The sequence below is a fragment of the Pseudomonas sp. B611 genome (genome assembly GCF_055407965.1).
Window position 1 is genome coordinate 108,785 of record NZ_JBUZST010000006.1, and the last position, 15,894, is coordinate 124,678.

Below are 15,894 nucleotides of genomic sequence, written 5' to 3' on the forward strand. Positions count from 1 at the left end.
GTTTATAGGCATTCCTGCAAGGTTTGGCAGAATTGCTCCACCAGTGCGCTGGGCGCTTGCGCGCAGGCCAGGGCCACGGTGCTCAGGCAGTCCGGGTCGGCCAGCGGCAAAAAACGCACGCTGGCGGGAGCGATGTCCTGCATGGATTTTGGTAACAAGGCAATACCAAAGCCGGCCTGGATCAGCTGCAACTGGGTGGTCTTGCGTGACATCACCCGCGCGGCCTTGGGGAAAAATCCTGCGCGCATGCACAACTCGGCTGACAGATAACTCAAGCCGCCGCGCTGAGGGTGGGGGATCGAAATAAACGCTTCGTCCCTGAGCTGCGCCAACTCCACCGGCGTATTGCTGCGAGCCAGCGCATGATCCGGCGGCACGGCCAGCAAAACTTGCTCGCTATATAAAGGCGTTACACGCACGCCTTCACGCTGGCGCAGCACGGGCAGGCGCAACAATCCTACGTCCAGGCGTCCGTCGGCGATTTCCTCCAGCTGCGCTTCCGAGGACAATTTGACGATGTCCATCGACACGCCGGGGCAGCGTTCCAGCCAGGTGCTGATCCCTTGCAGCAACGCGCCGCTCATTGGCACGGTGCTCGAATGGCTCAAGCGCAGCGTGCCGAGTTGGCCGTTGCCCACTTGTGTGGCCATCTCGCTGGCCTTGAGCAGCTCGCTCAGCAGGGTGCGCGCCCGCGGGTAGAACGCTTCGCCCGCCGCAGTGAGCCGGGGCTGGCGCGCGGTGCGTTCGAACAGTGGGGTTTGCAGCTGGGCTTCCAGTTCCTTGATCTGCCGGCTCAACGCCGATTGGGCGACAAACAAACGCTCGGCGGCGGCGCTGAAGCTGCCACTGTCGGCGATTTCGACAAAGTAGCGCAGTTGGCGGGTGGAGATCACGCGTCATGCCTTTTCGAGATAGGTGGATGGCTTTGAAGATATTAGTCGCAACTCTCGCCGATGGCTAAAGTGAAGGTCATCTCTTTCAAGGAATAACCCATGGGCGCGGTTGAGCTGTTAAGCCAGTGGTCGTTTGGCGGTGTGGATTGGCTGGTGATTGCCGTGAGCGTGGTGGTGGCCTACATCGTGTTTGGCATTGCCGGTTTTGGCACGGCGTTGGTGGCGGGGCCGATCCTGATTCTGTTTATGCCGCTGTCAAAAATCATCCCGCTGTTGGTGTTGCTGGATTTTGTCGCGGCCTTTGGCAACCTGCTGCAATCGCGGCGCGATGTGAACAAGCCCGAGCTGCTGAGATTGCTGCCGTGCATGGCCATCGGTTGCACCCTGGGCGTGGTGTTTTTGCTTAACCTGCATTCGGATGTGTTGTTACTGCTGATGGGGCTGTTTATCAGTGCCTATGCGCTCTACAGCCTGCTGGTAAACGCACGGCCGGCGCAGTTGGCGGCGGGGTGGTCGATCCCGATGGGCACCGTGGGTGGGCTGTTTGGCGCACTGTTTGGCAGTGGTGGCTTTTTATATGCGATCTACCTGAACAGCCGTTTGCCCAAGGATGCGGCGCGCGCCACCCAAAGTGCGCTGATCAGTTGCAGCACGGTGGTGCGCTTGAGTTTGTTCCTGATTGCGGGGGTGTATGCGGATTTGCCGCTGTTGATGTTGGCGCTGTGCCTGTTGCCGGCGATGGGGTTGGGGTTGTGGTGTGGGCGCCGGTTGACGATGCGGCTGTCGCGTGAAACTTTTGTGCGATTGGTGACCTGGTTAGTGTTGGCCAGCGGCATCGCATTGATCGGGCGGTACTTGAGCGCTTGACCTGATTTCTTCAGGGATTAAGCTGCCAGCCTTCAGGGCCTCTTCGCGAGCAAGCCCGCTCCCACATTCGGCCGCATTCTTCCTGTAGGAATACGGTCGAATGTGGGAGCGGGCTTGCTCGCGAAGGCGCCAGACGGCACACCGCAGGACTCTCAGGCCCCATGAACTCCCAAAGCATCCTTGTCCCGAAAATCTCCACCTTGCCCGTCCACGAACCCCGCGCCCGGGCGATCGTGCGGTGGCTGGTGCGCAAGAACATCATCAAGGAAGAACTCACCACGTGCGGGCGCACCGGCAACCGCATGGGCTATGCCCTGGCCGACGGTGCCCGCGCCGTAGTGCTGCATCCGCAGGCGCTGCCGTTCAACGAGCCGATCAACGGCCTGGAGATCATCTACAAACGCTGCATCTATACGCCGGCCAAGGGCTTTCTCGAAGAAGCCGGCTGCCCGGAATGCCGCAAGGAGGTCGGCGAGGCGCTGTTCGAAAGCCTCGAAGACTGGATGCCCGGCCACACCGACAACTTCACCTGCCCGCTGTGTGGGCATGAAGACGACATCAACGGTTTCCTGTTCCTGCAGGAATGCGGGTTTTCCAACCTGGGCTTCATCTTCAACAACTGGGCGGAGGCGGGGTTCAAGCAGAGCTTTATCGACGAATTTGCCGATTGGCTGGACCAGAAGATGAGTTGGGTCAAAGTCGAACTCTAATCCTGATCGTTCCCACGCTCCGCGTGGGAACGCATCTTGTGACGCTCCGCGTCACTACATTTAAATGCGGGACGCGGAGCGTCCAGAGCGGCGTTCCCACGCAGAGCGTGGGAACGATCACAGGGCGAACTTTAATCCATCTATCAGTATTACCAAGTTTGTCAGAGTTTTACATTGAGCCCGGCAGGGCGCATGTATATAATGGCGCGCTTCCATTTTCCCGCTCGGGAGCCCCCGCGATGCTGCGTATCAGCCAAGAAGCTCTGACATTCGACGACATTCTCCTAGTGCCCGGTTATTCCGAGGTGCTTCCTAACGAAGTCAGTCTCAAGACCCGCCTAACCCGTGGCATCGAGCTGAATATTCCTCTGGTTTCCGCTGCCATGGACACCGTCACCGAAGCCCGTTTGGCAATCGCCATGGCTCAGGAAGGCGGCATTGGCATCATCCACAAGAACATGACCATCGAGCAGCAAGCTGCCGAAGTGCGCAAGGTCAAGCGTTACGAAGCCGGTGTGGTCAAAGACCCCATCACTATCGAAGCCGACGCCACCGTGCGTGACCTGTTCGACCTGACCCGCCTGCACAACATCTCCGGTGTTCCGGTGCTGCATGATGGCGACCTGGTCGGCATCGTCACTTCCCGTGACGTGCGTTTCGAAAACCGTCTTGAAGTCACCGTCCGTGAAGTGATGACGCCCAAAGAGCGTCTGGTCACTGTCAAGGAAGGCGCCGACAAGAACGACGTGCGCGAACTGCTGCACAAGCACCGCATCGAGCGCGTGCTGATCGTCGACGACAAATTTGCCCTCAAAGGCATGATGACCGTCAACGACATCGAAAAAGCCAAGGCTTACCCGCTGGCCAGCAAGGATGACCAAGGTCGTCTGCGCGTTGGCGCTGCGGTCGGCACCGGTAAAGACACCGGTGACCGCGTTGCCGCGCTGGTCGCTGCTGGCGTTGACGTGGTGGTGGTCGACACTGCCCACGGTCACTCCAAAGGCGTGATCGACCGCGTGCGTTGGGTCAAGCAGAACTTCCCTGAAGTGCAAGTGATCGGCGGCAACATTGCCACCGGCGCTGCCGCCAAGGCCCTGGCCGAAGCGGGCGCGGATGCGGTCAAGGTCGGTATCGGCCCTGGCTCGATCTGCACCACCCGTATCGTTGCCGGTGTGGGCGTGCCGCAGATCAGCGCCATCGCCAACGTTGCCGCTGCCCTTGAAGGCACTGGCGTTCCGTTGATCGCCGACGGCGGCATCCGTTTCTCCGGTGACCTGTCCAAGGCCATCGTTGCCGGTGCTTCCTGCGTGATGATGGGCTCGATGTTTGCCGGTACTGAAGAAGCGCCAGGTGAGATCGAACTGTTCCAGGGCCGTTCCTACAAGGCTTACCGCGGCATGGGTTCGCTGGGCGCCATGTCCCAGGCGCAAGGTTCTTCCGACCGTTACTTCCAGGACTCCTCGGCAGGCGCCGAGAAACTCGTCCCGGAAGGCATCGAAGGCCGTGTGCCGTACAAAGGCACCCTGAGTGCGATCATCCACCAACTGATGGGCGGCCTGCGTTCCTCGATGGGTTACACCGGCAGCGCCGACATCGAAGAAATGCGCACCAAGCCAGAGTTCGTAAGGATCACCGGCGCCGGCATGGCTGAATCCCATGTCCACGACGTGCAGATCACCAAGGAAGCGCCAAACTACCGCGTAGGTTGATGCTTCCAGCAAAATGTTAAGTAACCGGGGCTGTTCTTCAGCCCCGAGTTGTTTCTGATTCATTAGACGAGACTGACTTCATGGCCCTCGACATTCACGCCCACCGCATCCTGATCCTCGACTTCGGTTCCCAGTACACCCAGCTGATCGCCCGCCGCGTGCGTGAAATCGGCGTGTACTGCGAACTGCATCCGTTCGACATGGACGACGAAGCGATCCGCGAATTCGCACCCAAAGGCGTCATCCTCGCCGGTGGCCCCGAGTCCGTGCACGAAGCCAACAGCCCGCGTTGCCCGCAAGCCGTGTTCGACCTGGGCGTGCCCGTCTTCGGTATCTGCTACGGCATGCAGACCATGGCCGAGCAACTGGGCGGCAAGGTTGAAGGTTCCGAGCTGCGTGAATTCGGTTATGCCCGTGTCGACGTGGTCGGCAAGAGCCGCCTGCTGGACGGCATCGAAGACCACGTTGACGCCGACGGCCTGTTCGGCCTCGACGTGTGGATGAGCCACGGTGACAAGGTCACCAAGATGCCGGAAGACTTCCACATCCTGGCCAGCACCCCGAGCTGCCCGATCGCCGGCATGTTCAGCGACGAGCGTCGCTACTACGGCGTGCAGTTCCACCCGGAAGTGACCCACACCAAGCAAGGCGGCCGCATCCTGTCGCGCTTCATCCTCGACATCTGCGAGTGTGAAGCCCTGTGGACCCCGTCGAAAATCGCTGAAGACGCCATCGCCCAGGTTCGCGCCCAGGTCGGCACCGACAACGTACTGCTGGGCCTGTCCGGCGGCGTTGACTCTTCGGTAGTGGCTGCCCTGCTGCACAAAGCCATCGGCGACCAACTGACCTGCGTCTTCGTCGACAACGGCCTGCTGCGCCTGCACGAAGGCGAGCAAGTGATGGCCATGTTCGCCGAGAACATGGGCGTCAAGGTGATCCGCGCCAACGCTGAAGATCAGTTCTTGAACAACCTGGCCGGCGAGTCCGACCCAGAGAAAAAGCGCAAGATCATCGGTCGCACCTTCATCGACGTATTCGATGCCCAGTCCAACAACCTGGACAACATCAAGTACCTCGCCCAAGGCACTATCTACCCTGACGTGATCGAGTCGGCTGGCGCCAAGAGCGGCAAGGCCCACGTGATCAAGTCCCACCACAACGTGGGTGGCCTGCCTGAGGAAATGAACCTCAAGCTGGTAGAACCGCTGCGCGAACTGTTCAAGGACGAAGTCCGCCGTCTGGGCCTGGAACTGGGCCTGCCGTACGACATGGTCTACCGCCATCCATTCCCGGGCCCGGGCCTGGGCGTGCGTATCCTGGGTGAAGTGAAGAAGGAATACGCCGACCTGCTGCGTCGCGCCGACCACATCTTCATCGAAGAACTGCGCAAAGCCGACTGGTACCACAAGGTCAGCCAGGCATTCGTGGTGTTCCAGCCAGTCAAGTCTGTAGGCGTTGTAGGCGATGGCCGTCGTTACGCGTGGGTCGTGGCCCTGCGTGCCGTAGAAACCATCGACTTCATGACCGCTCGTTGGGCACACCTGCCGTACGAACTGCTGGAAACTGTCAGCGGCCGTATCATCAATGAGATCGAAGGTATTTCGCGCGTTACTTATGACGTGTCGAGCAAGCCGCCGGCGACGATTGAGTGGGAATGATCCTGCGCTAGCAGGTGAGTACTGAATAACAAAACCCCGGCCATGTGCCGGGGTTTTGCATTTGGGGTTAGAAGAACTCGTCCAGCAGGCAGTAGAACTTCATGCGCTGCTCGTCGGGCTCGACACCGTAGAGCTCAAAGAAGGGTTTCACCCACGCCTGGCCAAGCTCGCGTTCGATGCTTTGGGCTGCCAGGGCCAAGTCTTGATGGCGGTCACTGATCCCCAGGCGTGCACAGTCGATAAAACCACTGAAGCGCCCGTCTGATGCCATGAAGTTCGGCAAATAGGCATCGCCGTGGGTCACCACCCGATCATGGGTGGTGGGCTGAGTCGCCAACAGTTCTGCAAACACAACCTCCGCGCTTTGCCCCAGTCGCTCGTCGTCGAAGTCGCTGCCGTCCACCAATCCTGCACGAATATTCTCCTGAGCGCGTGGGATACGTACTTCAAGGGAATGATTGAATGGGCAAAGCGCAACGGGGACCTGGTGCAATGTCCGCAGCGCCGTCGCCAGGACACTGATGATCTGCGCGGCAGAAAGCTCACTGGCGCTGGCCAGGTCCTGTCCGGGCACGGCGGTCATCAGCAGCCAATGGCGATGGTGTTCTGTCACTTCATCGATAACCACGGGTGCAGGCAGATTCATTTGCCGCAGCCAGCGAAGACGCGCGATTTCATCTGCCAGCTCACCGAGTTCGTCAACGGGCTCGGACTTCAGGAACAGATCCGTGCCGTCGTCCAGGCGCAGACGGAAGACGTCGGCGCGCGACTCGCCGATGGTTTGCTGTTCGATGAGTGCATGGGGGTATTGGTTGCGCCATTTTTTCGGAATGTTCACGGTGCTTTCTTTCCTATTGATACCCGTACAAGCTCTACTTCAAGCCGAAACCCTCAGCCTGGCGTCGTATGCAGATAAAAGACTATTCAAGCTTAAATGCATTGTATATGGTGCATAAGTTGATTTTTATATGTTTTGCATTGTATGGGATGCATTTTGCATGGGCGATTTGGGAGCATTGATCAAGGGCCTGCGCAAGGCCGCCGGCCTTTCACAGAGCCAGCTCGCGCAACGGCATGGCATGAGCCGAGCGACCATCTCGGGGATTGAAAACAATACCATTCCAGAAGTGGGTATTCGAAAGGTCGCAGCGATTCTTGAGGGCTTGGGATATGGGTTGACTGCCATTCCCATGCGTCGGCGCAAGACCCTTGATGAGCTGAAATCGGGAAACATCCATGACGAGTCAAAGTGAGCGGCTGTATATCGGTGCAGGCGGTGTGCCAGCAGGAATACTCGGGCGCAGTGCATGCAGCTTGACTGAAGTTCGCTGTAACGAACTGCTTGCCAGAGTGCAAGACAGCATGACCCGCGCGACGGCGGAGCTTTCAGAATACCGAAGCACTCACCCAGAGTTCGAAGCGGTTGGGGAAAAGATGACCGCTGCCTGGGCAGCAGGACTGGCGAAGAGCATCTCAGTGCAATGATCTTCCCGACTCATGCTCACCGCCGCGCAATATCCGAAAAGTAAAACTTATCCAACGTATGCCGCGACTCGGTGTACTCAAACTGCCGCCCATCCTGCAAAAACGTCTGGTTACTCACCACGATCACATGGCTTTGCCCTTCCAGGTCAAGGTGCGCCTGGTCGTCCTTGCTGCGGGGCAGGGCCTCGATGGTGCGTTGGGCGTAGGCGATTTGCAGTTGCAGGGTCTGTTCGATAAACGCGTAGATCGACCGCTCGGCAATCTCGCGGTCCAGCCCCGGAATCAGCTCGGCGACGAAGTGGTTGATGTCGAGGATCACCCGTTTGCCGCCAATGCGCCGTACCCGTTTGATGCGGGTAATCAGGGTGCCCGGCTCGGCTTCGATATGTTGCTGCAGCGAACCTTCCAGCGGGAACTGGGTAAATTCCACCACTTCGGTGCGTACGTCATCGCCCAGGTCGGCGTGGGTTTCGTAGAAGCTGACGATGCCGCCCAGTTGGAACTCGATGGGGTTTGGCGACAACACGAAGGTGCCCTTGCCGTGGATCTTTTGCGCGAACCCACGCTCCTGCAATTGCTCGATGGCCCGGCGCACGGTGCCACGGCTGGCCTGGTAGCTGTGCATCAGTTCGGTTTCGGAGGGAAGGCGCGTGCCGCGTTGCAGGCGTTCAGTGGTGATGCTGGCAAGCAGATCCGTGTAGATCTGGTTGTATTTGCTCATGGGGATGGCTCTGTGCCTTTGCGTTCAGGCAGGAACCTTAGTGGCATGGGTGGGGTTTGTCCATTCGACCTACAGTCAGTCAGGTCCTACACGGAATAAACTTTTTCAAACTCGTCTGTACGAGTTGTTGCTTTAACTCGTACAGACGAGTACTTTTGCCCACGGCGTGCTGCCAATGACTGCCCCCAAATAAAAAAATCAAAGTGGAAACCAAGCATGAGCCACGACTATTCGAATATTGCCCGCGAGATCCTCGAACACCTCGGGGGCAGCGACAACCTTGAGCAAGCCGCCCACTGCGTGACGCGCCTGCGCCTGGCGCTCAAGGACCCGAGTCGGGTCAACAGCAGTGCGCTGAACCAGGTCGATCTGGTCAAGGGTTCGTTCTTTACCGGCGGCCTGTTCCAGGTGGTCATCGGCCCCGGTGAAGTGGAAAAGGTCTACGCCGCCCTGCGCGAACAGACCGGCCTCGCCGCCGCCACCATCGCCGACGTGAAGAAGAAGGGCGCCGACAAGACCAACGCCATGCAGCGCCTGGTGCGGGTATTTTCCGACGTGTTCATGCCGATCCTGCCCGCGCTGATCATCGCCGGCCTGTTGATGGGCGTGAACAACCTGATGGGCGCCAAGGGCATGTTCATCGAGGGCAAGACGCTGCTGGAGGCGTACCCGAACCTGGACGGCCTGTGGAGCCTGATCAACCTGATGGCCAACACCTCGTTTGTGTTCCTGCCGGCGCTGGTGGGCTGGTCGGCGGCCAAGCGGTTTGGCGGCAGTGAAATCCTCGGCATCGTGCTCGGCCTGATGCTGGTGCACCCGGACCTGCTCAACGCCTGGAACTACGGCAAGGCGGTCGCCGGCCTCGACGGCCAGAGCCTGCCGTACTTCGATATCTTCGGCTGGTTCAAGATCGAAAAAGTCGGCTACCAGGGGCAAATCCTGCCGATTCTGATGGCCGCCTATGTGATGAGCGTCATCGAAAAATACCTGCGGGCGCGGGTGCCCAATGCGATCCAGCTGCTGGTCGTGCCCATCACCACCATCGTGGTCACCGGTGTGCTGGCGCTGGCGATCATCGGGCCGGTGACCCGTCACCTCGGCATCCTCATCACCGAAGGCGTGGTCACCTTGTTCGACCTGGCGCCAATGGTCGGCGGGGCGATTTTCGGCCTGCTGTATGCGCCGCTGGTGATTACCGGCATGCACCACATGTTCCTCGCCGTGGACCTGCAACTTATCTCCACCCAGGGCGGCACCTTTATCTGGCCGATGATCGTCATGTCCAACCTGGCCCAGGGCAGCGCCGCACTCGGGGTGTTCTACATGACCCGCAATGCGCGGGACAAAAGCATGGCGTCCACCTCGGCGATTTCCGCGTATTTCGGCATCACCGAGCCGGCGATGTTCGGCGTGAACCTGCGCTTCAAGTTTCCGTTCTACGCCGCGCTGCTGGGCTCGGCGCTGGGCAGTATTTTCCTGTCGCTGAACAAGGTGCAGGCGTCGGCCATTGGTGTCGGTGGCTTGCCTGGGTTTATCTCGATCATTCCGCAGTACATCCCGAGTTTTGTGATCGGGATGGTGATTGCGATCGTGGTGCCGTTTGTTTTGACCTGTGGGTTGAGCATGAAGATTGTTCGGCCTGGGTACAGGGTTGCCTGATCTATCGCTTTCGCGGGCAAGCCCGCTCCCACATTTTGATTTGCGAACACACTCAAAGGTGGGAGCTGGCTTGCCTGCGATGAGGCCCGCAAAGCCAGCACAAAAATCAACTGAAGGAATCCCCATGCAAAACTGGCAACACTCGGTGATCTACCAGATCTACCCCAAAAGCTTCCACAGCCACGCGGGTAACGCCACCGGTGACTTGCTGGGCATCGTGGACAAACTCGACTACCTGCAATGGCTGGGCGTCGATTGCCTGTGGATCACCCCGTTCCTGCGCTCGCCGCAGCGCGACAACGGCTACGACATCAGCGACTACTACGCCATCGACCCCAGCTACGGCACCATGGCCGACTGCGATTTGCTGATCAGCGAAGCCGCCAAACGCGGTATCAAGCTGATGCTCGACATCGTGGTCAACCACACCTCCATCGAACACAAATGGTTCCAGCAGGCGCGCAGCAGCCTCGACAACCCGTACCGCGATTTCTACATCTGGCGCGACCAGCCGAACAACTGGGAATCCAAGTTCGGCGGCTCGGCCTGGGAATACGAGGCGCAAACCGGCCAGTATTTCCTGCACCTGTTCGACCACACCCAGGCCGACCTCAATTGGGACAACCCCAAGGTGCGCGCCGAAGTGTTCAAGCTGATGCGCTTCTGGCGTGACAAGGGCGTCGGCGGTTTCCGCCTGGACGTGATCAACCTGATCTCCAAGCCCGCCGATTTCCCCGAAGACAACAGCGACGGCCGGCGCTTCTACACCGACGGTCCGAATGTGCATGAATACTTGCAGGAAATGCACTGCGAAGTCTTCGAAGGCCACGACCTGATCAACGTCGGCGAGATGTCGTCCACCAGCCTGGAACACTGCATTCGTTATTCGAATCCAGCGTCGAAAGAACTGTCGATGACCTTCAACTTTCATCACCTGAAAGTCGATTACCCGAACCTGCAAAAGTGGGTGAAAGCCGACTTCGATTTTCTCCAGCTCAAGCAGATCTTTTCCGACTGGCAACTGGGCATGCAGGCCGGCGGCGGCTGGAACGCGTTGTTCTGGTGCAACCACGACCAGCCACGGGTGGTCTCGCGCTTTGGCGATGACGGCGAGTACCGCGTGGTCTCGGCCAAGATGCTCGCCACCGCGCTGCACTTCCTCCAGGGCACGCCGTATGTGTACCAGGGCGAAGAGTTGGGCATGACCAACCCGGGCTTCGACAGCATCGAGCAGTACCGCGATGTGGAGACCCTGAATATCTTCCGCCTCAAGCGTGATGCGGGTGAGTCCGAGGCGTCGAGCATGGCCGCGATCATGCAGAAATCGCGGGATAACGGGCGTACGCCGATGCAGTGGAATGCCGCGCCCAATGCGGGTTTCAGCAGTGGCGAGCCGTGGATTGGTATCCCGGCCAACGCCTCGACCATCAATGTCGAAAACCAACTGGATGACCCGGATTCGGTGCTGCATCACTACCGCGCGCTGATTGCCTTGCGTCGCCATGAACCGCTGATCCAGCACGGTGTTTACCGCCAACTTCTGGCAGACCACCTTCAGGTCTGGGCCTACCTGCGCGAAGGCCACGGCGAGCGCCTGCTGGTGTTGAACAACTTCTACGGCACGCCGTGCGAAATCCAACTGCCCGCTGACGTGATCAACGCGGCAACCGAGCAACGCCTGTTGATCAGCAACTACCGCGATTGCCCGCAGCAAACCGCGACGGTGGTGTTGCGCCCGTACGAATCGTTTGTGCTGCACCTCAAGGATTGAGACCCGTTGTACCCCCGTGTGGGAGCACGGGGCGCTGCAAAAACCATAATAAAAATATCGGAGTGCTTCATGAAAACAACTATAAAGCTGGGCCTCGTTGCATCCTGTCTGAGCCTGCCCTTCGGCGCTCAGGCCCTGGAATTTGCCGGTTATTTGCGCAGTGGCGCGGGGACGTCAACGGGCAGCGGCCCGCAGCAATGTTTCCAGTTGCCGGGGGCGCAATCCAAATACCGCCTGGGTAACGAATGTGAGCAATACGCCGAGCTGGAATTGCGCCAGGACCTGCTGACCCTCGACGACGGTTCGGTGCTCAGCGTCGATGCGATGGCGTCGCTGTACAACAAGTACGACCGCGAGTTGAAGTTCCAGGGCGAGAACAACGGCTCGGCGCGCATGCCGCAGATGTATGCGCAATGGTCCAACCTGCCCAGCCTCAACGGCGGCTCGATCTGGGCCGGGCGACGTTACTACAAGCGTAACGACATCCATATCTCCGACTTCTACTACTGGAACCAGAGCGCCACGGGCGGCGGTATCGAGGACGTGCTGATCGGCGACCTCAAGTACAGCTACGCGATTTCCCGCAAGGACAACCTGTACCAGAAGGAATACGCCACCCGTCACGACTTCAACGTTGCCGGCTTCAAGACCAACCCCGGCGGCGAGCTGGAACTGGGCTTGAGCTACATCGAAAAAGCCGGCGGGCGCGACACCAACAGCGGTTGGGCGATCACGGCACAGCACGTACAAAAACCCTTCCTTGGCGGCAAGAACAAGTTCGCCTTGCAGTACGGCGAAGGCCCCGGCACCGGGCTCGGTTATACCGGCGATACCTTCCTGGACAAGAGCAGCAAAAGTTATCGCGCCGTGGAGTTTTTCGACTGGCAGGTGACCCCGCGTTTTGGCGGGCAGATCGAGGCGGTGTACCAGAAGGATATTCGCCCCGGCAGCCAGGACCAGACCTGGATGTCCCTCGGCGTGCGCCCGGCGTATGCCATCAGCGAGCAGTTCAAGCTGGTCACCGAGCTGGGCCATGACCAGGTCGATGCCAGCGGCGGTACGCGCAAGCTGAGCAAATTTACCTTTGCCCCGACCTGGTCGCCCAAAGGCCCGGATTTCTGGGCGCGCCCGGAAGTGCGTTTGTACTACACCTATGCAACCTGGAACGAAGCGGCCAAGCGCGCGGCGAATGAGCTGGCGGCGGGTTCGGCGTTGTCCGACACGGGTTCGTACGGAACGGCGCGGCATGGGTCGAATTTTGGTGTGCAAGTCGAATACTGGTGGAAATAAGTATGTGGGTGTACACGGACTAAAAATGTGGGAGCGGGCTTGCTCGCGAAGGCGGTCGATCAGCCAATGCATGTGTCGCCTGACACACCGCATTCGCGAGCAAGCCCGCTCCCACATGTTGATCTCCGCCGCCCCAGAGATTTGTATCCACCCTATGATTTTTACAGAACACAACAACAGGTGAAGTCATGACCCCATCCAACCCCCTGGAACTGCTGGCACCGTTGTCCGGTGTGCTGCTGGCGCTGGACTCGGTGCCCGACCCGGTATTCTCCAGCCGCCTGATTGGCGACGGCCTGTGCATCGACCCGACTTCGCAGACCCTCTGCGCGCCGCTGGCCGGAGTGATCAGCAATATCCAGGACAGTGGGCATGCCGTCAGCATCACCAACGACCACGGCGTGCAGGTGCTCCTGCATATCGGCCTGGACACCGTGAGCCTCGCAGGCAAAGGCTTCACCCGCTTGGTGCAGGAAGGCCAGCAGGTGGAGGCCGGGCAAGCGCTGATTGAATTCGACGCCGACTACGTGGCGCTGCATGCCCGCAGTTTGTTGACGTTGATGCTGGTGGTCAGCGGCGAGCCGTTTACCTTGCTGGCGAACGGTCTGGTCGAAGTGGGCCAGCCATTGATGCAGTTATCCCCAGGCGCGCCGGTTGACGCAGTGGATGAGGAGGAGGGCGATGCATTGTTCTCCAAACCCTTGACGCTGCCCAACGCCAACGGCCTGCACGCGCGTCCGGCCGCGGTATTGGCCCAGGCGGCGAAAGGCTTCAGCGCGAGCATCTACCTGCACAAGCAAACCCAGAGCGCCAACGCCAAGTCGCTGGTGGCGATCATGGCCCTGCAAACCGTGCACGGCGACACCCTGCAAGTGAGCGCGGCGGGAACGGATGCCGACGCCGCGATCAAGGCCTTGGTCGAATTGCTGGCGCAAGGCTGCGGTGAGACGGTTGCGGCACCGGCTGAAGTGATTGAGCCGGTATCGTCGTCGACGTTATTGCGCGGCGTGTGCGCATCGCCGGGCTCGGCGTTTGGCCAAGTGGTGCAAGTGACCGAACCCGTGCTGAACATCACGGAACCGGGCAGCGGTGAAGCGGCTGAGCGTGGCGCTTTGCAGCGCGGCCTGCTGGCGGCAAGCGAAGCCCTGCAAGCCTTGCAAGACAAGGCCAGCGGCAGCGCCCAGGCGCAGATTTTCCGCGCTCATCAAGAATTGCTCGAAGACCCGACCTTACTGGAACATGCCCACGACCTGCTGGCGCAAGGCAAGAGCGCCGCCTTTGCCTGGAACAGCGCCACGCTCGCCACCGTCAAACTGTTCCAGGGCCTGGGCAATGCGCTGATTGCCGAACGTGCGGCGGACTTGGCCGATGTCGGCCAGCGTGTGCTCAAGCTGATCCTTGGCCTTCAAGACAGCGCCTGGGATTTGCCGGAGCGGGCGATCCTGATCGCTGAACAACTCACTCCCTCGCAAACCGCCAGCCTCGATACGCACAAGGTGTTGGGATTTGTCACCGTCGGTGGCGGTGCCACCAGCCATGTCGCGATCCTTGCCCGTGCCCTGGGCTTGCCGGCAATTTGCGGCGTGCCGGTGCAGGTGTTGGAACTGGCCAACGGTAAGCAGGTGCTGCTGGATGCCGACAAAGGCGAACTGCACCTGGACCCCGACCTGGCGGAAATCGAACAGCTGGAAACGGCACGTCAACAGCAGATCCTGCGACGTCAACGCGAGGTGGCGCACGCTGCTTTACCGGCCACCACGCGCGATGGTCATCATGTCGACGTCAGTGCCAACGTTGCCTCGCTACAAGAAGTCGAGCAGTCGTTGACGTTGGGCGGCGAGGGCGTCGGCCTGCTGCGCTCCGAATTCCTCTACCTGGACCGCAATCGCGCGCCAAGCCCCGAAGAACAAGCGGCGACCTACACCGATATCGCCCGCGCCCTGGGCAGCGAGCGCAATTTGGTGGTGCGCACCCTGGACGTCGGTGGCGACAAGCCACTGGCTTATGTGCCGATGGACGCCGAGACCAACCCCTTCCTTGGCCTGCGCGGCATTCGCCTGTGCCTGGAACGCCCGCAACTGTTGCGCGAACAATTCCGCGCGATCCTCGCCAGCGCGGGTTTTGCGCGCCTGCACATCATGTTGCCGATGGTCAGCCTGCTGTCTGAGCTGCACCAGGCACGCGCAATTCTTCAGGAGGAAGCGCTGGCGCTGGGGCTTGCCGAGCTGCCCAAGCTGGGCATCATGATCGAAGTCCCGTCCGCCGCCCTGATGGCGGATGTATTCGCGCCCCATGTGGATTTCTTCTCCATCGGCACCAATGACCTGACCCAATACACCCTGGCGATGGACCGCGACCACCCGCGCCTGGCCAGCCAGGCCGACAGCTTTCACCCGGCGGTGCTGCGCCTGATCGCCACCACGGTCAAGGCCGCCCATGCCCACGGCAAGTGGGTCGGTGTGTGTGGCGCGTTGGCCTCCGAATCGCTGGCGGTGCCGGTGTTGATCGGGCTGGGGGTGGATGAGTTGTCGGTCAGCGTGCCGTTGATCCCCACCATCAAGGCCACCGTGCGCGAGCTGGACCTGACCGACTGCCAGATCATCGCCCGCCAGGTGCTGGGCCTGGAAGAAGCCGCCCAAGTGCGTGAGGCCCTGCGCCAGTACCACGCGGCTACCGTTGAAACCTCATCTGTCGTGGAGCTATGAGCATGTTCGAGAAATTACAGCGGGCGTTCTGGAAGGCCCTGACCCCGGATCTGGTGGCCGAGACTGTGGCAGCGCCGGGGTTGTTGTCGGCTGAGGTGCTGAAGGCATTGGGTGGCGCGGATAACCTCAAGTCGCAGCAGCGGGTTGCGCTGACGCGGGTGAGGGTGCAGTTGTTGGATGGGGCGAAGTTGGATGATGCGGCGTTGCAGGCGGCGGGTGTGCCGGGGGTGATGGTGCTGACGGGCGGGGTGGTGCATCTGCTCACCGGCCTCTAAGCCCAATGGAGATTCAAATGTGGGAGCGGGCTTGCTCGCGAATGCGGTGTATCAGTCGCTACATGTGTTGACTGACCCACCGCTTTCGCGAGCAAGCCCGCTCCCACACAAGCCCGCTCCCACATGGGTTTTGCAGTGTTTGAAAGATAGT

General features: G+C 60.3%; 13 protein-coding genes. 10 read left to right on the forward strand and 3 right to left on the reverse strand.

From position 1 onward, the window contains the following. Positions 1-2 precede the first annotated feature (2 nt). Positions 3-893, reverse strand: a complete 891-nt coding sequence (locus tag ACZRMO_RS15330) for a LysR family transcriptional regulator (RefSeq protein WP_463973363.1) — start codon at positions 891-893, stop codon at positions 3-5. A 99-nt stretch (positions 894-992) separates the two neighbouring features. Here ACZRMO_RS15330 and ACZRMO_RS15335 point away from each other — a divergent pair, with 99 nt between their 5' ends. The 4 genes from ACZRMO_RS15335 (at position 993) to guaA (ending at position 5,837) form a co-directional block, all read left to right on the forward strand. Beyond that, positions 993-1,760, forward strand: coding sequence for a sulfite exporter TauE/SafE family protein (locus ACZRMO_RS15335; protein ID WP_463973364.1), 768 nt, complete (start codon positions 993-995; stop codon positions 1,758-1,760). Between the two features lie 161 nt (positions 1,761-1,921). Next, complete coding sequence (locus ACZRMO_RS15340) at positions 1,922-2,470, forward strand: sugar ABC transporter ATPase (protein ID WP_207040554.1); 549 nt, start codon at positions 1,922-1,924, stop codon at positions 2,468-2,470. Between the two features lie 239 nt (positions 2,471-2,709). Beyond that, entirely contained in the window at positions 2,710-4,179 is a 1,470-nt protein-coding gene (gene guaB, locus ACZRMO_RS15345) for an IMP dehydrogenase (protein WP_017478674.1), read from the forward strand. A gap of 80 nt (positions 4,180-4,259) precedes the next feature. Further along, positions 4,260-5,837 (forward strand): glutamine-hydrolyzing GMP synthase, encoded by a 1,578-nt coding sequence (guaA, locus tag ACZRMO_RS15350; protein ID WP_124525050.1) that lies wholly within the window; start codon positions 4,260-4,262, stop codon positions 5,835-5,837. Between the two features lie 67 nt (positions 5,838-5,904). Here guaA and ACZRMO_RS15355 read toward each other — a convergent pair whose 3' ends face one another. Next, positions 5,905-6,675, reverse strand: a complete 771-nt coding sequence (locus ACZRMO_RS15355) for an APH(3') family aminoglycoside O-phosphotransferase (RefSeq protein WP_463973365.1) — start codon at positions 6,673-6,675, stop codon at positions 5,905-5,907. A 160-nt stretch (positions 6,676-6,835) separates the two neighbouring features. Between ACZRMO_RS15355 and ACZRMO_RS15360 the strand changes: the two genes are divergently transcribed. Beyond that, positions 6,836-7,090 (forward strand): helix-turn-helix domain-containing protein, encoded by a 255-nt coding sequence (locus ACZRMO_RS15360; RefSeq protein ID WP_463973366.1) that lies wholly within the window; start codon positions 6,836-6,838, stop codon positions 7,088-7,090. A 248-nt stretch (positions 7,091-7,338) separates the two neighbouring features. Here the strand turns inward: ACZRMO_RS15360 and treR are convergent, their stop codons facing one another. Beyond that, on the reverse strand, positions 7,339-8,043 hold the full coding sequence (treR, locus tag ACZRMO_RS15365; protein ID WP_463973367.1) for a trehalose operon repressor: 705 nt from the start codon (positions 8,041-8,043) through the stop codon (positions 7,339-7,341). Between the two features lie 216 nt (positions 8,044-8,259). Here treR and treP point away from each other — a divergent pair, with 216 nt between their 5' ends. The 5 genes from treP to ACZRMO_RS15390 all read left to right on the forward strand — a co-directional run bounded on the left by treP (position 8,260) and on the right by ACZRMO_RS15390 (position 15,743). Continuing rightward, entirely contained in the window at positions 8,260-9,702 is a 1,443-nt protein-coding gene (treP, locus tag ACZRMO_RS15370) for a PTS system trehalose-specific EIIBC component (RefSeq protein ID WP_463973368.1), read from the forward strand. 124 nt (positions 9,703-9,826) lie between these two features. After that, positions 9,827-11,473, forward strand: a complete 1,647-nt coding sequence (gene treC / locus ACZRMO_RS15375; RefSeq protein WP_463973369.1) for an alpha,alpha-phosphotrehalase — start codon at positions 9,827-9,829, stop codon at positions 11,471-11,473. Between the two features lie 69 nt (positions 11,474-11,542). Then, positions 11,543-12,763 carry a maltoporin gene (locus ACZRMO_RS15380; RefSeq protein WP_124525044.1) on the forward strand — a complete coding sequence of 407 codons (1,221 nt, stop codon included), beginning with the start codon at positions 11,543-11,545 and terminating at the stop codon, positions 12,761-12,763. A 188-nt stretch (positions 12,764-12,951) separates the two neighbouring features. Beyond that, positions 12,952-15,468, forward strand: coding sequence for a phosphoenolpyruvate--protein phosphotransferase (gene ptsP, locus ACZRMO_RS15385; RefSeq protein WP_463973370.1), 2,517 nt, complete (start codon positions 12,952-12,954; stop codon positions 15,466-15,468). 2 nt (positions 15,469-15,470) lie between these two features. Beyond that, complete coding sequence (locus ACZRMO_RS15390; protein ID WP_463973371.1) at positions 15,471-15,743, forward strand: PTS transporter subunit EIIB; 273 nt, start codon at positions 15,471-15,473, stop codon at positions 15,741-15,743. The last annotated feature ends 151 nt before the right edge of the window (positions 15,744-15,894 follow it).

Bases quoted from the DNA above. Each gene is read 5' to 3' on its own strand.
- treR (WP_463973367.1), bottom strand. From the start codon at position 8,043: ATGAGCAAATACAACCAGATCTACACGGATCTGCTTGCCAGCATCACC.
- ACZRMO_RS15340 (WP_207040554.1), top strand. From the start codon at position 1,922: ATGAACTCCCAAAGCATCCTTGTCCCGAAAATCTCCACCTTGCCCGTC.
- ACZRMO_RS15335 (WP_463973364.1), top strand. From the start codon at position 993: ATGGGCGCGGTTGAGCTGTTAAGCCAGTGGTCGTTTGGCGGTGTGGAT.
- guaB (WP_017478674.1), top strand. From the start codon at position 2,710: ATGCTGCGTATCAGCCAAGAAGCTCTGACATTCGACGACATTCTCCTA.
- ptsP (WP_463973370.1), top strand. From the start codon at position 12,952: ATGACCCCATCCAACCCCCTGGAACTGCTGGCACCGTTGTCCGGTGTG.
- treP (WP_463973368.1), top strand. From the start codon at position 8,260: ATGAGCCACGACTATTCGAATATTGCCCGCGAGATCCTCGAACACCTC.
- ACZRMO_RS15390 (WP_463973371.1), top strand. From the start codon at position 15,471: ATGTTCGAGAAATTACAGCGGGCGTTCTGGAAGGCCCTGACCCCGGAT.
- guaA (WP_124525050.1), top strand. From the start codon at position 4,260: ATGGCCCTCGACATTCACGCCCACCGCATCCTGATCCTCGACTTCGGT.
- ACZRMO_RS15380 (WP_124525044.1), top strand. From the start codon at position 11,543: ATGAAAACAACTATAAAGCTGGGCCTCGTTGCATCCTGTCTGAGCCTG.
- treC (WP_463973369.1), top strand. From the start codon at position 9,827: ATGCAAAACTGGCAACACTCGGTGATCTACCAGATCTACCCCAAAAGC.
- ACZRMO_RS15360 (WP_463973366.1), top strand. From the start codon at position 6,836: ATGGGCGATTTGGGAGCATTGATCAAGGGCCTGCGCAAGGCCGCCGGC.